Annotated in this window: 14 protein-coding genes; 10 read left to right on the top strand and 4 right to left on the bottom strand. The window is 72.3% G+C overall.

Translation table 11 applies throughout. The features are described from left to right. Positions 1–74: 74 nt before the first annotated feature. From ACIQWG_RS25305 to ACIQWG_RS25295, 3 genes are all read right to left on the bottom strand, one after another. On the bottom strand, positions 75–1,643 hold the full coding sequence (locus ACIQWG_RS25305) for a protein kinase (RefSeq protein ID WP_404099812.1): 1,569 nt from the start codon (positions 1,641–1,643) through the stop codon (positions 75–77). Next, positions 1,640–2,389, bottom strand: coding sequence for an FHA domain-containing protein (locus ACIQWG_RS25300; protein WP_404099810.1), 750 nt, complete (start codon positions 2,387–2,389; stop codon positions 1,640–1,642). Before ACIQWG_RS25300 ends, ACIQWG_RS25305 begins: the two co-directional genes overlap by 4 nt. 153 nt (positions 2,390–2,542) lie before the next feature. Beyond that, positions 2,543–3,151, bottom strand: a complete 609-nt coding sequence (locus tag ACIQWG_RS25295) for a hypothetical protein (RefSeq protein WP_404099808.1) — start codon at positions 3,149–3,151, stop codon at positions 2,543–2,545. A gap of 269 nt (positions 3,152–3,420) precedes the next feature. On the opposite strand from ACIQWG_RS25295, the gene ACIQWG_RS25290 reads away from it, so the two are divergent. The 5 genes from ACIQWG_RS25290 to ACIQWG_RS25270 all read left to right on the top strand — a co-directional run bounded on the left by ACIQWG_RS25290 (position 3,421) and on the right by ACIQWG_RS25270 (position 8,560). After that, on the top strand, positions 3,421–4,275 hold the full coding sequence (locus ACIQWG_RS25290) for a bifunctional methylenetetrahydrofolate dehydrogenase/methenyltetrahydrofolate cyclohydrolase (RefSeq protein WP_404099806.1): 855 nt from the start codon (positions 3,421–3,423) through the stop codon (positions 4,273–4,275). Between the two features lie 25 nt (positions 4,276–4,300). Continuing rightward, entirely contained in the window at positions 4,301–4,777 is a 477-nt protein-coding gene (locus ACIQWG_RS25285; protein WP_404100360.1) for a DUF3017 domain-containing protein, read from the top strand. 215 nt (positions 4,778–4,992) lie between these two features. Continuing rightward, positions 4,993–5,502, top strand: coding sequence for a helix-turn-helix domain-containing protein (locus ACIQWG_RS25280; RefSeq protein WP_404099804.1), 510 nt, complete (start codon positions 4,993–4,995; stop codon positions 5,500–5,502). A gap of 448 nt (positions 5,503–5,950) precedes the next feature. Beyond that, a complete protein-coding gene (locus ACIQWG_RS25275; protein ID WP_404099802.1) occupies positions 5,951–7,201 on the top strand; it encodes a DUF2690 domain-containing protein in 1,251 nt (416 codons plus the stop codon). 369 nt (positions 7,202–7,570) lie between these two features. Then, entirely contained in the window at positions 7,571–8,560 is a 990-nt protein-coding gene (locus ACIQWG_RS25270) for a malate dehydrogenase (RefSeq protein WP_404099800.1), read from the top strand. A gap of 75 nt (positions 8,561–8,635) precedes the next feature. On the opposite strand, the gene ACIQWG_RS25265 is transcribed toward ACIQWG_RS25270, so the two are convergent. Then, positions 8,636–11,812, bottom strand: a complete 3,177-nt coding sequence (locus tag ACIQWG_RS25265; protein ID WP_404099798.1) for an AfsR/SARP family transcriptional regulator — start codon at positions 11,810–11,812, stop codon at positions 8,636–8,638. A gap of 544 nt (positions 11,813–12,356) precedes the next feature. Between ACIQWG_RS25265 and ACIQWG_RS25260 the strand changes: the two genes are divergently transcribed. The 5 genes from ACIQWG_RS25260 to ACIQWG_RS25240 all read left to right on the top strand — a co-directional run bounded on the left by ACIQWG_RS25260 (position 12,357) and on the right by ACIQWG_RS25240 (position 18,902). Continuing rightward, positions 12,357–13,079: a Crp/Fnr family transcriptional regulator gene (locus ACIQWG_RS25260; protein ID WP_404099796.1), complete on the top strand. Its 723-nt coding sequence runs from the start codon at positions 12,357–12,359 to the stop codon at positions 13,077–13,079. Between the two features lie 196 nt (positions 13,080–13,275). Further along, complete coding sequence (locus ACIQWG_RS25255; RefSeq protein WP_404099794.1) at positions 13,276–14,124, top strand: hypothetical protein; 849 nt, start codon at positions 13,276–13,278, stop codon at positions 14,122–14,124. 5 nt (positions 14,125–14,129) lie between these two features. Beyond that, positions 14,130–16,799 (top strand): hypothetical protein, encoded by a 2,670-nt coding sequence (locus ACIQWG_RS25250; protein WP_404099792.1) that lies wholly within the window; start codon positions 14,130–14,132, stop codon positions 16,797–16,799. Then, a complete protein-coding gene (locus tag ACIQWG_RS25245) occupies positions 16,792–18,351 on the top strand; it encodes a hypothetical protein (RefSeq protein WP_404099790.1) in 1,560 nt (519 codons plus the stop codon). The genes ACIQWG_RS25250 and ACIQWG_RS25245 overlap by 8 nt, the downstream gene beginning before the upstream one ends. After that, a complete protein-coding gene (locus tag ACIQWG_RS25240) occupies positions 18,348–18,902 on the top strand; it encodes a Pycsar system effector family protein (RefSeq protein WP_404099788.1) in 555 nt (184 codons plus the stop codon). The genes ACIQWG_RS25245 and ACIQWG_RS25240 overlap by 4 nt, the downstream gene beginning before the upstream one ends. Positions 18,903–19,064 lie beyond the last annotated feature (162 nt).

Raw genomic sequence — 19,064 nt, 5'->3', positions numbered from 1 at the left:
GTCTTCGCCGCTCGTCGTTGCGTGCATGCGCCACACATACGCCCCGCGCGTGCGGTACCTGAGAACTCTCAGGGTCACTTCTTGCCGGGCGGCGTGTACTCCTTGAGGTAGTGGGCGACGCGGGCGGCGTAGTCGCGGTACTTCGGGGGAACTCCGCCCGCGTCGTTCACGACCCTGGTCGAGGTGCGGTAGGCGGCGGCCAGCAGGATCTGACGGTCGCCGGACAGACCGGTTTTGTCCAGAAGCGGTTCCATGTAGCAGAGGTAGCGGCCCACGGCCGGGATGGACTCGGCCGGGGTGAGGGGAGGCCGGGGGGTCTCCTCCGCGGGGACGCCGTCCGCACGGATCCACCAGCGCAGCAGGCTCGGCGTCCAGCGGGCGATGCCGTACTCGCCCTCCTTGCCCGCGGACGGATCGGACAGATCCGGGTCGAAGTTGCTCTCTGCCTTCAGCAGGGCGGCGATCAGCGCGGGCGTGACCTGCGGCCGGACACAGTCATGGGCCGAGTCGACGATGAGGCGGCGGTAGGACACCGGGATGCCCTTGTCGGTGCGGAGTTCGGCGGCGCCGTACATGCCGGCCGTGACCTTCGTGCTCTCGCCTCCCGGCGTCCCGCTGTCACCGCCGCCGTCCGCCCAGGTGCTGATGCCGTACCCGAGGGCGGACACCGCCAGCACGGCGGCCGCGGCCGCCAGCACCGGCCCACGGCGGGAGCGGCGGCGGCCCAGGAGGGCCCGGGGCAGACGCGGCGAGCGGCCCGTGCCGGCGGCGGCCTCGACACGGCGCAGCAGGTCCTGGGTGCCGACGCGGTCCTCGTGCGTGCGGGTCAGACAGTCACGGACGATCTCCCGCCAGGTGTCCGGCAGTTCGGGCGACAGCCGCAGGTCGTCGATGCCGCGCGCGTAGGCGGCGGCCGCGTCGCGGCGGGCCGTCGGGGTGACGCCGGGCAGCGGGAAGGAGTCGGTGAGGACCAGATGGGCCAGGACGCCGAACGCCCACACGTCCGCCGACGGCCGGATACGGCGGCCCCGTTCGCCGATCTCCGACCACAGCAGCTCGGGCGGGGTGTAGTCGGGCGTCGAGAAGGCCGGCGTGTAGGCGTGCGTGCCCTCCAGCTCGGCCGCCATGTTGAAGTCGGCGAGCCGGGCCGAACCGTCCGCCATCAGCAGCACGTTGGCCGGTTTGAGGTCGCCGTGCACCCAGCCCGCGTGGTGCAGCTGGGCCAGCCCCTCGCAGATCTGCGCGAGCAGGGCCGGCCCGGCGTCGGGGCGGGGCCGAGCAGCCAGCAGGGCGGACAGGGAGCCCTCGGCCCTTTCGAGTACGAGGACGGTGGCGCCGTCGAGCGCGGGGTGCCCGGGGTCGTCCACCGTCAGGGTGTCGTACATCCGGATCAGCCGCGGCTGCTTCAGCCGGCGGTGCAACTCGACCTCACGCTCGACGAGTTCGCGCAGGTGGGTGAGTTGGCGGGGGGTGCCGGTGCCGGTGGGCAGGAACTTCAGGGCGGCGGTCGTCGGGAGGGCGTCGCCCTCGACGCGTCTGGCCTCGTACACGCTCCCGAACGCCCCCGTGGCGATCGGCTCCCGCACCTCCCAGTCGCCCACCCGGTACCCCCTGGGCACCGGCACGGCGTAGGGCTCGGTCACCGCGCCACCCGGCCGGACGCTTGGGCTGCGAGCACGACGAGGTCGTCCTCCCGTACCAGGTCGAAGCGGAGCGCCAGCGACACCAGGGACTCCTTCTTGCCGTTGAGCCGCGGGCCGGTGTCCGCCGTCTCCGGGCCGGGCTTCAGACGCAGCTTCACGGCGAGGTAGTCGATGTTCCACTGCACCGAGGTGCGTGAGGCCGCGGGCCAGTTGGGGCGCAGTCGGTCCACGACCTGGTCGACGGTGGGCAGCGGGGCGTGCGGTTCGCCGCGCAGCCGGGGTTCGCACAGGGCGGCGAGGACCGCGAAGTACCGCTTCGTCCGGTCCACCGAGAAGGCCGGAGCGGTGGTGGCCCCGTCCAGGCCGCCGTCGGAGCTGAGGTAGTCGTGGCGTGGAGCCCACACCTCGATCGCCAGCAGATCGCCGGCCGCGGGCAGCACGATCCGCGAGAACTCGAACGGGATCGGTGCGTCCAGCCGGCCCGGCCCCACCTTGATGTGCTCGCCCGCGCCTTCCGGGTTCTCGACGACGTACGTCTGCTCCCGGCTGAGGTTGCTCAGTATCCAGAAGGCGCCCTGCGCGGTGATCTCACCGGCCCTGCGGGACACCCCGTCGTGCATGATCGCGAGGTCGTTGTCGGAAAGGGATCGCCCGAAACCCAGGCGTTCGCCGGGCGCCAGCCGGTGCTGGACGGCCCGGTTCTCGTCCTCCGTGGTCGGCGGAGGTACCACGATGATGCTGTACAAGGTGCGTCTCCCCGTGCCTGACGGCTACCCCCGTCAGAGTAGGGCGACGCGGCCGGGCCGTGTCCCCCTGAAGCAGGTGAGACACGGCCCTCGGCTGTTATTGGCGTGAACCGACCCCTGACGGCGGCGATTTCCGTGGAGGTCCGGTGCAGGTCAGTAGCGCGGGCGGCCGAACCAGGCGGACGCGGCGCTGTTGACCATCGAGGCGAGGATGATGCCGGCGATGCTGAGCGAGATCAGACCGCCGAAGGTGGCGGAGCCGTTCGCGCCGTTCACGATGTTGACGATGCCGCCCAGGATCATCAGCGACGCGTACACGATCGTCGTGATGCGGATGCCGCTGCCGCCGTTCTTGAACTTCACGCCGAGGAAGATCGACAGTGCGCCCAGGCCCAGCAGCAGCGCCGCGACCAGGAAGCCGAGACCGGCCAGGGTGTCGGTGTCGTCACCCGCGCCGACGCCGTTGGAGACGTCCTGGGCCGCGCCGACGGCGATGCCGGTGATGAGGCCGAACAGGATCTGGAAGCCGGCCAGGATGAAGAGCAGGACACGGGCGGTCTTCATCAGACCCGGCATCTGCACCGGCATCATGTTGGAGCCCGGGTAACCCGGGTACGCGGGCTGCTGCGGGTAGCCGTAACCGGGCGCCTGAGGCTGCTGCGGGTAGCCGTATCCGGGCTGACCCTGGGGCGGCTGCGGCGGGTAGCCGGGCTGGCCCTGGGGAGGCGGGCCGTAGGGGTTGTTCGGGTCGCCGAAACTCATGGCGGTCTTTCCTCCGTTGTCCGAGTGCGGGGACGCGCGGCACGGTGCGGAGGAAGGTGAACTGATGCGGTTTGTCCCCCCGGTACTGCCCGCGGCACTGCGGTCACATCGTTCTTTAGTCGGCTCTTACTTGTCCAGCCGCATTCCCTATGTGTTGTGCAAGTGCAACATCGCTGATCATGGGCGGATACGGGCGGAGATGGGGGCGGCGACGGCCGTGCCGGACCCGGATTGGATCGGGGAGGGCGTCATCCAGGAAGATGGGAGCCATGACCGCCCAGATTCTCGATGGCAAGGCCACCGCAGCCGCGATCAAGTCCGACCTGACCGCCCGCGTGGCGGCGCTGAAGGAGAAGGGGGTCACGCCCGGACTGGGCACGATCCTGGTCGGGGAGGACCCCGGCAGCCAGAAGTACGTCGCCGGCAAGCACCGCGACTGCGCCCAGGTGGGCATCGCCTCCATCCAGCGTGAGCTGCCCGCCACGGCGACCCAGGAGGAGATCGAGGCCGTCGTCCGCGAGCTGAACGAGGACCCGGCCTGCACCGGCTACATCGTCCAGCTCCCGCTGCCCAAGGGCATCGACGAGAACCGCATCCTGGAGCTGATGGACCCGGACAAGGACGCCGACGGCCTGCACCCGATGAACCTCGGCCGCCTGGTCCTCAACGAGCCGGCCCCGCTGCCCTGCACCCCCAACGGCGTCCTCACCCTGCTCCGTCAGTACGGCGTGGAGATCAAGGGCGCCGAGGTCGTGGTGGTCGGCCGTGGCGTGACCATCGGCCGTCCGATGCCGCTGCTGCTGACCCGGCGCAGCGAGAACGCGACCGTGACCCAGTGCCACACCGGCACCCGTGACCTGGCCGCGCACCTGCGCCGCGCCGACATCATCGTCGCCGCCGCCGGCTCCGCCCACCTGGTCCGCCCCGAGGACGTGAAGCCGGGCGCCGCCGTCCTCGACGTCGGTGTCTCGCGCAACGCCGAGGGCAAGATCGTGGGCGACGTCCACCCCGGTGTCGCCGAGGTGGCCGGCTTCATCTCCCCGAACCCCGGTGGTGTGGGTCCGATGACCCGGGCCCAGCTGCTGGTCAACGTGGTGGAGGCGGCGGAGCGCCGTGTCGGCTGAGGCGGGCTCCGGCAAGGCGGAGGAGATCGAGGACGTCGAAGGCGTCGAGGACGTCGAGGAGATCGAGGTCCGGGATCCGGTGAGCGCGCCGGACGCGGAGGGTGTGCCCCGGCGCACCACCCGCCGCTTCCCGCTGTTCACCAGGGACACGGCACGCCCCGAGGGCGGTGGCCGGGCGGCGTCCGCCGATCTGCCGGCGCCCGCCCGTCAGTGGCCCGTCCTGCTCGTGCTCGGGCTGGTCGGCGTCGGCCTGCTGATCACGGCGCTGGACGTGTTCCGCGTCGGCACCCTGGTGATCGGCGGCGCGCTGCTGGCCGGTGCGGTGCTGCGATGGCTGCTGCCGAGCGTCGGCATGCTCGCGGTCCGCTCGCGCTTCACCGACATCGTGACGTACGGCGTGCTGGGCCTGGCGATCGTGCTGCTGGCGCTGATGGCGCAGCCGGAGCCGTGGCTGGAACTCCCGTTCCTGAAGGACACCCTGCACTTCACCGTGGAGAACTAGAGCCCGATCCGGCTCCACGCGACGGCGGCCCGTCCTCTCCCCCGAGGAAGGACGGACCGCCGTCTGCGTCCACCCTCGGGCACGGAGAACGGGCTCTTCAACGCCTGTCAGTGCGCTGTGGCACGGAAGTGACCGTTCCGCTACGTCGGCACGGGTCGGGAACCAATGCGCCGTGTCGTGTCGTCACCCGATCGGGTCCGGTTCGGAGGTGAGCGATGGGTGCGTGGCAGCCGCTGCCCGACGATCTGCCGCCGGAGGTGCGGCACTTCGTGGAGCAGTTGCGGCAGCTCAAGGACCGTACGGGCCTGAGCCTGGTCGCGCTGGGCGCGCGCACCGCGTACAGCAAGTCCTCCTGGCAGCGTTACCTCAACGCCACCCAGCCCCCGCCCCGTCAGGCGGTCGCCGCGCTGTGCCGGGTCGCGGGGATCGAGAACGAGGAGGCGGAACGCTTCGGGGTGCGCTGGGAGTTGGCGGTGCGGGCCTGGCCGAAGGCGGTACCGGTGGCGGGGCAGCCGGAGGGGGCGGCACCGGCCGAGGGCGGCGGCACGGGCCCGGCGGGCGAGCGGTACCCCGGCGAGGAGTACGAGGACGATCCCACGCTGCCCTGGTGGGACGCGCCGCCGAAGGAGACCGGGCCGTCCTCCCGGAGGCTGCTGATGGTCGCCGTCGTACTCGTCGTGGCCCTGGTGCTGACGGCGGTGATCGGGGCGCTCGCGCTGGGATGAGCCCGGTGAGCCCGGCGTGAGGGGCGGTGTCCGACTTGCCGGAATGCGGCCCATGTGGCGAGAGTGGCCGTTTATGTGCTTCCTGTGTGTCGATGTGTTGACAAATTCACGGATTTACAAGGAAGTCGTTCAGTAAGCGGGCTAGCGTGGTCGATCGGGACGTCCGGGGCGTCCCGCTTTTCTGCAAGGGCTTACTGCCAGGGTTGCGTCGGCCGCAAGGGGAAGCCGGTGGAACACTGGACTCGGTCCGATGGGCGTGCAACGGTGCATGCCCACGGTCCCAATGCTCCCGTGCGCCCCCACCCCGGGAACTGAGATCCTTACTGGGCGCATCCCTGTGGGTAGCCACATCGAGGACTCGGCAGAGGGCACCACGCGCGGGGGAAACGCGAGAAACACCAGCACGAACCGGGGGGAAGAGGGGGACGCAATGCCTCGTTGGAGGGCCTTGCCGGATGAACTCGATCCGCAGGTCAGGGAGTTCGCGAGCCAGCTGCGGCGGCTCGTGGACCGCAGCGGTCTGAGCATCGCGGCGCTGTCCGACCGCACGGGATACGCCAAGACGTCCTGGGAGCGGTATCTGAACGGGCGGCTGCTCGCGCCCAAGGGCGCCATCGTGGCGCTCGCCGAGGTCACCGGCACCAATCCGGTCCATCTGACGACCATGTGGGAGCTCGCCGAACGCGCCTGGAGCCGTTCGGAGATGCGTCACGACATGACCATGGAGGCGATCCGGATCTCCCAGGCCCGCGCGGCCCTGAGCGAGTTCGGAGCGCCGCCGGCGAACGCCAAGGAGGGCGCGAAGGCGGGCAAGACCGCGCGCCGGGGCGGCAGCGCCACGGCGACGCCCACGCCCGGAGTGGCGGGCCCGGCCGGGGTGGCACCCACCCTGCCCCCGTCGGTGCCGGCACAGCCGACGGCACCGGACGTACGGGACTCCGGGGTCCGGGACGCCCCGCCGCGGGGATCCTCCGGGGACGACGTCCGCGAGAGCGAGAGCTCCGGCGGCAACTCTTGGGGGCTCGCGGGGTACCGGGGGCCGTCGCCGACGGGGGGCCGTGCGGCGGGGTCCGCCGGGTCCGGGGCGTCCGGTGTGTCCGGGCCGTCCGGCGCGGAGTCGGGTGCGGCCTGGACGCCGGGGACGCCGAGTCCGTACGGCCGGCCGCCCCAGGGGCCCGGTCGGGGCGACCGGGCTGCCGGCGGCGGTGGCGGGAAGCGGCGGCTGACGATGTTCCTCGCCGGGGTCGTCGGTGTGCTGGTGGTGATCGCGGCGGTGTTCTACCTCACCGACGGCGTCGGTGGGAAGAAGGGCGAGGACGCCGCCAAGTCGCCCTCGCCGACCGCTTCGGCCCCCGACCTGCCCGCCGGGGTGAAGTGCAGCGGTGACTCGTGCACCGGCAAGGACGCGGAGGCCATGGGGTGCAGCGGTGACCTCGTCACGACCGCGAAGACCACGACCGTCGGCACCGCCGTGGTCGAGGTGCGCTACAGCGAGACCTGCGGGGCGGCCTGGGGACGGATCACCCAGGCGGCGCAGGGGGACGAGGTGGCGGTGACGGTCGGGAAGTCGAAGCAGACCGGCACGATCACCGCCGCCGGGGACACGATCGCGTACACGCCGATGGTGGCGGTGAAGGACGCGGGCGAGGCCATCGCCTGCGCGACCCTCGCGATCGGGCAGGAAGGGTGCACCGAGTAGGAGCGGCGGTCCAGGGGGCCCCGCTCCCTGGACTTCCGCCCGCCGACTTCCGCGGGCGGAAAAAGAATGCCGTGGGACAGGAATGGCCGCCGGGATAGTGGGCACGCGCACGGTACCCCCACGGGAGTCCGGCATCGGAACCCCCACCCGGCGGCCGCCCACGTCCTCCTCTCCCGGACCGGGCGGCCGCCTCCTTTTGGCCGCCGGCGGAGGGTCTGTGGGCCGGGCCACACGGACCCGGACGTACGAGATCCCGGATGCGCGATAGCCTGACCGGTGGATCTCTCGACGCCAAGAGATCGATCATCTCTACGTCCCGCACCCCTGGGGCAGAGCCGCCCCACCGCCAGCTGTCATACGGAGAACGCCATGACCCGCACTCCCGTGAACGTCACCGTCACCGGCGCGGCCGGCCAGATCGGTTACGCCCTCCTCTTCCGCATCGCCTCCGGCCAGCTGCTCGGCGCGGACGTGCCGGTCAAGCTGCGCCTGCTGGAGATCACTCCCGCGCTGAAGGCGGCCGAGGGCACGGCGATGGAGCTGGACGACTGCGCGTTCCCGCTGCTCCAGGGCATCGACATCAGCGACGACCCGAACGTCGCCTTCGACGGCGCCAACGTCGCCCTCCTGGTCGGCGCCCGCCCCCGCACCAAGGGCATGGAGCGCGGTGACCTGCTGGAGGCCAACGGCGGCATCTTCAAGCCGCAGGGCAAGGCCATCAACGACAACGCCGCGGACGACATCAAGGTCCTCGTCGTCGGCAACCCGGCCAACACCAACGCGCTCATCGCGCAGGCCGCCGCGCCGGACGTACCGGCCGAGCGCTTCACCGCCATGACCCGCCTCGACCACAACCGCGCGCTGACCCAGCTCGCGAAGAAGACGGGCTCGACGGTCGCCGACATCAAGCGGCTCACCATCTGGGGCAACCACTCCGCCACCCAGTACCCGGACATCTTCCACGCCTCCATCGCCGGCAAGAACGCCGCCGAGGTCGTGAACGACGAGAAGTGGCTCGCCGAGGACTTCATCCCGACCGTCGCCAAGCGCGGCGCGGCGATCATCGAGGCCCGCGGCGCCTCCTCCGCGGCCTCCGCCGCCAACGCCGCCATCGACCACGTCCACACCTGGGTCAACGGCACCGCCGACGGCGACTGGGTCTCCATGGGCATCCCGTCCGACGGTTCGTACGGCGTGCCGGAGGGGCTCATCTCCTCGTTCCCCGTCACCACCAAGGACGGCCGGTACGAGATCGTCCAGGGCCTGGAGATCAACGAGTTCTCCCGCGCCCGTATCGACGCCTCCGTCGCCGAGCTGGCGGAGGAGCGCGAGGCGGTTCGCGGGCTCGGCCTCATCTGAGCCTCAGCGCGCGTTCGGCCGCGGGCCCCGTACCGGATTCCTCCGGCGCGGGGCCCGCGGTCTTTCCACGCCGGTCTACTCCGGTGCGGGCACGCCGATGTCGGCGAAGATGTCCAGGGCCTGTTGCCGCATCCCGAGGACCAGCAGCGTGCGGGCCTCTCCGAGGCGGTGCCCGGTGCGGCGGTGGACGGCCAGGGCGGCCTCCCCCAGTCCGACGGCCGTGGCGTCGTCCCGCTGCGACCGCGCAGTCGCCGCGAGAGCGGTCAGGGCCTGGCCCTCCACCACCCGGAACGAGTGGTCGCGGGCGAGGCGCAGGGCCTGTTCCGCGTGGGTTCGGGCGTCGTCGTGGCGACCCGCTCGATGGTGGGTGAGCGAGAGGCCCAGCAGGCTGTCGGCCTCGGTGCGTGGGTGCCTGGCGCTTCGGGCCAGGGCGAGGGCCTGACCGTGAGCCCGCAACGCTTGGTCGGCGCGCCCGAGTTGTCGGTGGGCGGCGGCGACCGTGTTGAGGATGGTCGCCTGGACCCAGGGGCGTCGCGAGCCCTCGACCATCGCGAACGCCCGCTCGGCCTGGGGCAGCGCCTCTTCGTGTCGGCCGAGTTCGACATTGATCTTCGCTACGGCGTCCAGCATCATGGCGCGACCGTTGCGGTACCCGCCGCTGTCGTCGGCCACTTGAGAGCGCAGGGCGTCCAGGCCCTCGGTCAGGCGGCCGAGCTCCCAGTACACCGAGCCCAGAATCTGGAGCGCCAGGCTCTCGTCCCACCAGACCACCCCGTGGTTCCGGCTGATGGCCAGTTCCAGGTGACCGGCGGCTTCGTGCAGACGGCCCAGATCCCGGCAGGTCATACCCAGGATGACCAGGCCGAACGTCTCGGCGTAGTCGTACCCGGCCTCCCGGTTGATGCGCAGGCCGGCGATGGCGTGCTCGTACGCGCTGTCGAGGCGTGCCAAGGTCCATTCCACGCCGCCCATACCGCCCAGCGCCGCCACCTCGCCGGCCGCCCAGCCGATCTCCCGGCTGATCTCCAGAACCCGCGTGTGATGGTCCATGGCCTGCTTGACATGGCCCCTGTCCCAGCGGACGACACCGAGGTGGTGGTGCATGGCCGCCTGACCGAAGAGATCGTCATCGGCCACGGCCGCCTCCAGCACCGTCTGCGCCGTGGCCTGCCACGTCGCCCGCGGCAGATGGAGCCAGAAGTATCCGAAGAGGGCCGAGGCCAGATACCAGGAGACAGGGCGGGGACCGTGGCGGGCGGCGTGGTTGATGACGGCGAGCAGGGTCGGCTGCTCCGTTTGAAGCCACCGAGCGGCTTCGGCGGGAGAGGGGACGCCTTGCCGGTCACCGCGATCGAGGTCGTCGGGCAGCCTCGGGAAGAGCCCGCTCCCGGCAACTGCCCGCGCGGCCCGCAGATACCAGAGCAGTAGCCGTTCCTGTGCGGTCTGCCGATCAGTCGCCGTCTCCTCGGCCACCGCGAGTTCCCGCGCGTACTCACGAAGAAGATCATGGAACCGGTACCGCCCCACCGCCGTCGGTTCGATCAGATGCGCCGCGGTCAAGGCACCGATCAGGCGGCGCGCCTGATGCGGCTCCACACCTCCAAGAGCCGCCGCCACCTCCACCGCGAACTCCGCGCCAGGAAACAGCCCCAGCAGCCGGAACAACCGCCGCGCCCCCGGCGACAGCACCCGGTACGACGCCGAGAACGCCGTACGCAGCGGAGAAACGTCCCCGTCGTCCGGGGCCAGGGCCTCCAGCCGGTCGCCCTCGGTCATCTCGGTGACCAGGTCCGCCAGGCGCAGGCCGGGGTCGCCCGCGAGCCGGGCCGCGGCCACCCGCAGGGCCAGCGGGAGGCTGCCGCACAGGCGGATCAACTCGTCGACCACGGTGGGCGGTTCCGCCGACAGCCGGGCCGCGCCGAGCGCCTCGCCCAGCAGCGCGCGGGCCTCGTCCGGCAGCAGCAGGTCCAGCGGCAGGGCGGTCGCGCCGTCGCGGGCGACCAGGTCGCCGAGCCGGTTGCGGCTGGTGACGACGACGCAGCAGGTCGGGCTGCCGGGGAGGAGCGGACGTACCTGCTGCGCCGAGGCCGCGTTGTCCAGCAGGACGAGCAGACGCCGGCCGGCCAGCAGGGACCGGTACGCGCGTGCCTGGGCCTCGTCGGTCAGGGGGATCTCCGACGCCCCCAGGCCCAGGCCGCGCAGCAGGAGTTCGAGCGCCTCGCCGGGCGTGAGCGGCGGCCGGTCGTGGTCGAAGCCGTGCAGGTTGACGTACAGCTGGCCGTCGGGGAAGCGGGCCCGTACCTGGTGGGCCCAGTGCACGGCCAGCGCGGTCTTGCCGATGCCGGCGGCGCCGCCGATCGCGGAGATGACGACGGTGTTCGCCGGTCCCGGGCCGGGCTCCGGCGGGAGCAGCGCGTGCAGCCGGGCGAGTTCGTCGGCGCGGCCCGCGAAACCGGGGGCGTCGTGCGGCAGTTCGGCCGGGACCCCGGCACGGCTCGGCGTCGGTGCGGCCAGCTCCGGGTCGCCGGTGAGGATCAGCCGGTGGAGCGCGCGCAGTTCCGGTGACGGGTCCACGCCCAGGTCCTCGGCCAGACGCTTGCGCACGGCGTCGTAGTGGAGGAGCGCCTCGGCCGGTAAGCCGCACCGGTACAGGGCGGTCAGCAGGTGCCCCGCCAGCCGCTCGTCCAGCGGGTGGGCGGCGGCCAGCTCCCGCAGCCGGGGGAGGATCTCCGAGTGGCGCCCCCTGCGCAGCTGCACCTCGTGATACCCGAGCGCGGCCTCCACCCGCTCCCGCGCCAGGCCCGCACGGGTCCGTTCCGCCCATGCCCCCGTCACCCCCGACAGCGGATCGCCACGCCACAACTCCAGTGCCCGGCACAGCAGTTCGGCGGCCCGGTCGTCGTCGGCGTCACGGGCGCGGGCGACGAGGTCGCGGAAGCGGTACAGGTCCACCCGCTCATGAGGCACCCGTAGCCCGTAGCCCCCGGAGGTCCGGTCCAGATGGACGTCGGTCGCCGCCGGGCCGGGGCCGCGGAGCGCGGTCTTCAGGCGGCCTATGTAGCCGTAGACCACGTTGCGCACCGAAGCCGGCGGATCGTCCCCCCACACCCGGTCGATGAGCGTCTCGATCGGTACGACGCGATTGGCCTCCATGAGGAGCACCGTCAGCACACACCGCTGCCGGGGGCGGCCGAGGTCGACCTCGGTGCTGTCCGCCCACGCCTGTACCGGCCCCAGCAACCGGATCTCCACCGGCCCGTCCTTCCGTAACCGCCCGTGCCTTCCGGTCGGTCATGGTCCAGGGCCGACGACCTGCGCGTACAGCTTTCCTCAACATTCCCTCACGTCCCGCTCGGAAAGCTGACGGCATCCGACAGCACACCGGAGTACAGCCGTGAAGGTCTCGAACGCTTCCCCCCTCATGCCGCCCGCGCGCCGCACCATCCCCACACGCGGCGGCCACCAGGTCATCACCACCCTCACCGCCCAAACCAGAGTTTTCGCCAACTCTCCATCCGCTGACCGAATTCCGGAGGTGAGGCGACATTTTGTTCGAGTGTCCGGTCTGACCTCACGGTCGAGCGTTCGGATGCGGATGTGGCCCAGACCACTTGCGGTGGCCGTCGAGTGTCGCGGTGCCGTCGGGGCGGGCGGCGACCGGGCGACCAACCTGGCATTCCGCAACTACCGGCCAGTACCCCCGGTATGGCGCAATCCGCTCGGCCCGCACCTTCGTGCTGCCACCATCGTCACCCATCGAATATCCAGGAGTCCGGACTGCGGCGGGGGGCCGGCCATGGGGCTGCTCGGAAATGAGCTGGCGTTCGCGCACACGCTGACTCCCCAGGAGCACGAGGGCGTCATGGCGCTCGGCAGTCGCAAGCGTTATCCGGCCGACACCCATCTGCTCACGGAGGGGGACCGGTCCAGTCATGTAGTGATCATCATCAGGGGGTGGGTGACCGTATCCGTGGCGACCGACCGTGGGGCCACCCGGCTGATACTCGGCCTGCGCGGCCCGGGTGAACTGCTCGGCGAGATGGCCGCGTTGGACCAGCATCCGCGCAGCGCCACCGTGCGTGCCCTGGGGCCGACAGAGGCGCAGGTCATATCCGGGGACGCCTTTCGCCGCTTCCTCGCCCTGCACCCCCGGGTCAGCGGACTGGTGATACGCCAGCTCACCTCCCGGCTGCGCAGCGCCGACCAGGAGCGCTCCGCGCTCGCCTCCCTGACCGTGCTCCAACGCCTGGCCGGCCGGCTCACCGAACTCTCCGGAGCCGACCCCGCCGGCCCCTACGCCCCGTCCGGCACGGGCCCGTCGAGCGCCCCGGCCGTCTCCGGCCCCGTCGTCCAGCTGGCCCAGGACGAACTGGCCGCCACCATAGGCGCCACCCGGGAGGCCGTCGCCAAGGCGCTACGGCTGCTGCGCACCCAGCACATCGTGCGCACCGGCAACCGGATGGTGGAGATCCTCGACCCCGCGCTGCTCGCCCTTCTCGCGGACGGTCATCAGGAGTAGACCCACGCCCCGCCGTGTGTAAACGGCTACAGACGCCTCTCCTCCCGGGCCCGACCCTGTAGGTGCGGACCCCTCCCGAGGGTCGCCGCCCACACTGCCGGGGTCACTTTCACGGGCCGGTTCGGGCAGGACAACCACTTCTTCGGCACCACGAACCACTTCTTCGGCAGCGAGACAGAACATTCAGGGGGCACCGGTGAACCACGACGACGCTCTTGAACTCACCGAAGCGCACTACGAGTCGGTGATCAGCGTCGACGCCAGACGTTCCGGCGGGTACGACGACGTAGACAAGCCGCGGATGCGCGCCCGGATCTACCGGGTGCTGGAGACCGCCTTCACCCACGCCAGGATCGCGCGGGACGCCGTACACCTGGAGGACCGCGGCGACGGCGTGCTGCTGTCCGTGGCCGGGCGGATCGCGGCGAGCCGGCTGCTCGGCCTGTGGCTGGTCGAGGTGCACGAGAAGCTGCGGGACGAGAACCGCGATCTGGCCGTGCCGCTCGGGCTGCGCATCGGTATGCACGTCGGCCCGGTCCGGCACGACGACCGGGGCATCAGCGGACGCGCCGTCGACCTCGCCTGCCGGTTGGCCGACTCCTCCGTCGCGCGGGACCTCCTCGACGCCGAGAAGGCCGATCTGGTGCTGGTGACCTCGCAGTCCCTGTACGAGGACGTGGTCGGGGGCGGGGGCAAGTTCATCGAGCCCGCGCAGTACGCCCCGGCCCGGCTGGAGCTCAAGGAGGGCGCGGTCACCGCCTGGTTCCATCTGCCCGGACGGCCCGCTCCGGAGATCCCGGGGGCCCCTCCGGCCGCACCGGCGCCGACCGCAGCCGTCGCCCCGCTGCCCGCCGTCGACGACGAGTCCGACGACGCCGACGAGGACGACTTCGAGGCGGTCGACATGTCCGGCCATCTGCCCGGCCGCGTCGGGATCCGTCAGAACGTCCGGCGCGACGCCTTCCACAACGAGCACAACGTCTACCACGGCAACGTGCAGATGGGCGGGTCCACGCACCAGGTCACCGAGCAGGGGAAGGGCTGAGCCGGGTGAGCGACGACGAGCAGTCGGGCGGCGTGGCCGACGAGGCCCCCGACCGGCCGGGCGCGGGACGGTCGTCCGACGACGGCAGGAAGAGCGGCGACGACAGGAACGACGACAAGAACGACGACAGGAAGGACAGCAGGAAGGACGGCAAGAAGGAGGCCAGGGAGGCCAGGAAGAACGACAGGAACGCCCGGGACGACCGCAAGCGGGACCAGGACGACGAGGGCCGGTCCGACGACGAGAAGTCCGCCGAGGACGAGGAGGCGGACGAGGAGAAGGAACGGGAGCGGGAACGTGAGCGCGCCGCGGGGCGGTTCAAGGAACGCACCCGTGACCCGCTCGCCGACGACCAGGGCGAGGACGGGCCCACCAACCTCGCCGCCGCCGCGCGCACCCGTAGGGCCACCCGGCAGCTGTTCGACGTCCACCGCGACCTGATCAGCTTCGCCCACTCCCGGCTCCAGAGCGCCCACATCGGCGACAACATCAACCTCCTGCTGGGCGCCCGCCCCGGCGCCGGCATGCGCAGCGGCCCGGTCCCCGAGGACGAACTGCGCCGGCTGCGCCGGGCCCACGTGGCACCGGAGGGGTACGTACGGCTGCGCAACGCCCTGCGCGCCCGGCGGTTGCTGGTGCTCGGCGCCGCGCCCGGTACGGGACGTACGAGCACGGCGCTCTCCCTGCTCGACGAGGTCACCACCTCCGCCGCGGACGAAACCGACGGCGAGCCCGTGGCACGGGTGCGCCGGGTCGGTTCGGACGGCGGGATCCGGCAGCTGGCCGAGCGGCTCGACGACGAGGACGGCCAGGCCTGGCACGGCACCGGCCATCTGCTGTCCCTCTCGCTGTCCGGACCCGACGCGCTGCCCCCCGACGAGATGGACCTCGACGAGCTCGCCGCCGCCCTCGCCCGGCGGGAGGCCTACGCGGTGGTCGTGGTCACCGTCGGATCGGCCGCCAACCCGCTGCTCACCGGGCGGTACGGCATGCTCTGCCCGCCCGCGCCGACCGAGGAACTGCTCGTCACACGGCTGCGGGAGCGGCTGGAGGAACGTGCCTCCGAGACGGGCGGGGACGACACGCCCCTGGACGACCTGCTGGCCCGCGCGGAGGAGGTGGCCGGCCGGGACGAGGTCACGGACGCGGTCGGCCTCGACGATCTGCGGCCCGCCGAGGCCGAGTTGGTGGCGTCGCTGCTGGCCGGGCACGTCCTCGGGGACGTCTCCTACGGCCAACTGCTGGACGGCTGCCGCAGCATCGCCGCCGAGCAGGCCCAGGAGTGGTTCGCCGGCGTGGACCGCGCACTGACCACCCTCCCAGCCGTACCCGACCGCGCGGATCGGGGGACCCGGCGGTCGGGTACGGCGACCCTGTTCCACCCGGTGGCGTTCCGGATCGCGCTGGCCGTGCTCGGCGGCGCCGCGCACAGCGCCGTGGCCGCCGCCGCCCACCTGCTGACGTGGGAGCTGTCGGTGCAGTCCGACCCGGACCACACCCCGGCCCGCCCGCTGTTCTGCGACGACCCGGAGGCCGACGTGGCGCTCTCGCGCGCCGAACTGACCGACGGCAAGGTCGAGGTGGACGGCCACGACGTCCCCGCACGGCTGATCTTCTACCGGGGTTCCGCGCTGCCGTCCGCCGTGCTGACCGAACTGTGGGACCGGCACTTCCCGGTGCGGGCACCGGTGGTGCGCTGGCTGCGGCTGCTGGCGGACGATCCGCGCTCCCAGGTGTGGATGCGCGCCGCGGTCGCCGCGGGCGAGCTGTGCGTACGGGACTTCGACCACGGCTACACCGAGCTGGTACGGCCGCTCGCCGAGGCCACCACCAACCGCCGGCTGATCTTCGCGGCCACCACCCTGGACCAGGCCGCCGGTCACGACTCGCACCGCAGGACGGTGCACAAGCTGGTCGGCGACTGGAGCAGGAAGGGCACCCCGTCCCAGCGCTGGACCGCGGCCTGGGCGCTGGGCTACGGCAACGCCGCGGCCACGATGGACGACACCCTGGACGCGCTGGCCCGGATCGGGGTCCGGGACGAAGGCGAACTGGTCACGGTCGCCTCGCACAACGTCGTACGGCTGCTGGTGCTGCCGCAGGCTCCGCAGGTGCTGGCGCGGATGGCCGAGTGGACCCATCACAAGCGCGAGCCGTACCAGGACCTGGGCCTGGCGGCCACCGTCCGGCTCGCCCTGACGACCGTGGACGAACTGCTGATGGACCCCGACGCGCTGACGGACGGCAGCGGCTCGCCGTGGGGGGACCGCGGGGACTGGCCGGTGTCGCTCGCGCTGGCCGCGATCCGGCCCGAACTCGTCGCGCCGATGGCCGACTTGATGTGGACCGCGCTCAACACGGCGCGGTCGAAGGACGTGGCGTTGGACGCCCTGGAGGAGTTGCTGCGCTCGGCCGAGCGCAAGGACGGCACCGAGTGGACCCGGCCCGGGCTGGCGGCCCTGCTGCCCGCGCTGACCACCGAGGAGCACGACCAGCGGCGGCTGGACTGGCTGCTGCGCCGAATGATGAACGACCCGGAGAAGCCGCTCCCCGAACCCAAGGCGCGCGACCTGTGGTGGCTCGCCGTCGAGCCGGAGGAGAGGCCGCGCCGGCAGGCGCCGCGCCCGGACAGGCCGCGTCGGGAAAGGACGCGCGAGGAGGAGAGCCATGTCTGAGAACGAGGACGAGGCGGCGGGCACCGGAGCGGTGGCGCCCACAGGTCCGTTCCTGAAGGACCACAACACGCTGACCGACGGATTCCCGCGGGTCAGTCCCAGGTCGGCGCTGGTGCAGTTCTACCGGAACGGCGGCTACACCGTGAAGCGCGCCTCCGGTGTCCAGCACGTCGACAAGCCGGTGCTGGCCCGGCCGCACAGCATCTGCGAGATCGCGCTCGGCACCTATGTGACACCGCTTCAGATGGAACTGCCGGCCGCCGGTGGCACCACCTTCTTCAAGGCCGAGGTGGACATCGAGTGGGCGGTGACCGATCCGCATCTGGCCGCGCTGGAGGTCGTCACCGACGTCGCCAACCGGCTCACCTCACCGATCCTGGAGCGGCTGCGCGAGGTCACCACCACCTACCGGGTCGCCGAGGCCGAGCACGCCAACCGCGCCATCACCCGCGAGTGCGCGGGGGGCCGCTGGGCCGACCTGGGCTCCGAACTCGGGCTGCGGGTACGGCTGTACGTACGGCTGCGGGTGGACGACCGGACCATCGAGCACGCGGACGAGGAACGGGACGCGCACGCCCAGGCCAAGGTGATCCGGCTGCGGCAGGAGTCGTACCGGCGCATGCTGATGGGCGGCGAGCTGGAGCAGCTCAGCTTCATGCTGGCGGCCGACCCCGAAGGGGCCAAGGACTTCCTGGAGCAGATCCGCCAGGAGGGCCGACAGGACGAGAAGGAACGGGTCGCCCGGCTCTTCGCCATGGCCACCCGCGGCGAACTCGCCACCGTCGACGTGGAGACACAGGTCCTGAACCTCCTCAACCAGGGCACCGGGCGCCCCATGGTGGGCCCCATCGGCACGGTGCCCGCCCGCCGGCCCCGGGAACTGGAGACGTCCGCCGACCGTCCGTTCAACCCCGACTGGGCGTCGGACGAACCGCCGAGGCGTCCTCCGCACCGGGCACAGCCGACCCGGGGCGAGCCCGACGGGCGGGGGAGCGAGCGGCGAGTGGCCGGTCGGCGAGGCCCCGGCCGGGACGAGCCCTACCCGGCGGACGACACCGACCCGTACGAGCCGGGCACCCGCACCGGGCGCCGCAACGCCCGCCCGCAGCCGTACCCGGACGACCTCGACCACGACGACCGCCGCCCGCGGACCCGGGCCCGGTCCGCTCACCGGCCCGAGCCCTCCTACCCGCGCGACGACGCCGAGTACGACGACGGCGGCGGCTACGGCGGTGGTCGACACGGCGGCGGATACAGCGGCGGCCGGTCCGACGGTCCCCGGTCGGACGGTCCCCGGTCCGACGAGCCTCGCCATGACGGCTCGCACCAAGACGGCTCGCGATACGACGACCCGCGCCCCCGGCGCAGGCCGTCGCGCCCCGAACTCCCCCCGAGCGCGGACCCCGACCGTGACGAGCCACGCTCCTCGGACCGCCCCCGGACCTACCGGCCCGAGCCCTACTACCCGGCCGACGACCTCGACCGGGAGCCGCCGCGACGGCGCAGGCGGGGCGGGGACGACGGTTGGTCCTGGGCAGAGGAGGACCGATGAGCGCCGACGGCGCCCCACGGACCTCCCCCGACCCGGTCGTGCCGGTGCCGGACGGGGGTCGGCACTGCGACGACCGGGCGGGGGAGCGCATCGTCGCCGAGCGGTTGCTGGCGACGGTGCGGGAGGACCTCGGCCGCGCCGACTCCAAGGCGGCCGTGCTCCTCTCGGGGACGCTCGCGCTGCCCGCGTTCCTCGCCGGGTGGCGCGGCGCCCCCGGCTGGGACGGGCTCGGCGACCTGACGCTGGTCCTGTCCGGGGTGCTCTGGGCCGTCGCGGTGGCCGCGCTGGTCGCGGCACTGATGCCGCGCACCGGCACGGTCCGCGGCGGGGACGGGGTGACGTACTTCGGCGATCTGGTGGCGTCCCGCGACCTCGCGGGGCTGTCCGCCCGGGTCGGCGAGGCCGGGCGCGACCCGGCGAAATGGCTCCTCGTCCAGGCGGTCGACGTCAGTTCGATCCTGTCCGCCAAGTACCGCGCCATCCGCTGGGGAGTGGGCTCGCTCGCTCCCTCGGCGGCGCTGGCCGTGGTCTGGGGGCTCACCGCGGGCTGATCCCGGACGGCGCACGCGACACCGGCGTACCACCGCGCGTACGCCAACGCTCCACCGCACATGACACCGGCACGCACCAGGCGCGACACCCGACGCGTCACCACATACACGTCACAGACGCAGCAACAGCCTCAAGCACCGACTTCACGAAGACCAAGGGGA

Origin of the sequence: Streptomyces sp. NPDC098781 (assembly GCF_044759995.1) — a bacterium.
GTDB lineage: Bacteria > Actinomycetota > Actinomycetes > Streptomycetales > Streptomycetaceae > Streptomyces.
This window is presented reverse-complemented; position numbering and strand designations above follow the sequence as displayed.

Excerpts from the sequence above, each read along its gene's own strand:
- ACIQWG_RS25295 (WP_404099808.1), bottom strand. The coding sequence starts at position 3,151 with ATGAGTTTCGGCGACCCGAACAACCCCTACGGCCCGCCTCCCCAGGGC.
- ACIQWG_RS25245 (WP_404099790.1), top strand. The coding sequence starts at position 16,792 with ATGTCTGAGAACGAGGACGAGGCGGCGGGCACCGGAGCGGTGGCGCCC.
- ACIQWG_RS25270 (WP_404099800.1), top strand. The coding sequence starts at position 7,571 with ATGACCCGCACTCCCGTGAACGTCACCGTCACCGGCGCGGCCGGCCAG.
- ACIQWG_RS25240 (WP_404099788.1), top strand. The coding sequence starts at position 18,348 with ATGAGCGCCGACGGCGCCCCACGGACCTCCCCCGACCCGGTCGTGCCG.
- ACIQWG_RS25290 (WP_404099806.1), top strand. The coding sequence starts at position 3,421 with ATGACCGCCCAGATTCTCGATGGCAAGGCCACCGCAGCCGCGATCAAG.
- ACIQWG_RS25280 (WP_404099804.1), top strand. The coding sequence starts at position 4,993 with ATGGGTGCGTGGCAGCCGCTGCCCGACGATCTGCCGCCGGAGGTGCGG.
- ACIQWG_RS25260 (WP_404099796.1), top strand. The coding sequence starts at position 12,357 with ATGGGGCTGCTCGGAAATGAGCTGGCGTTCGCGCACACGCTGACTCCC.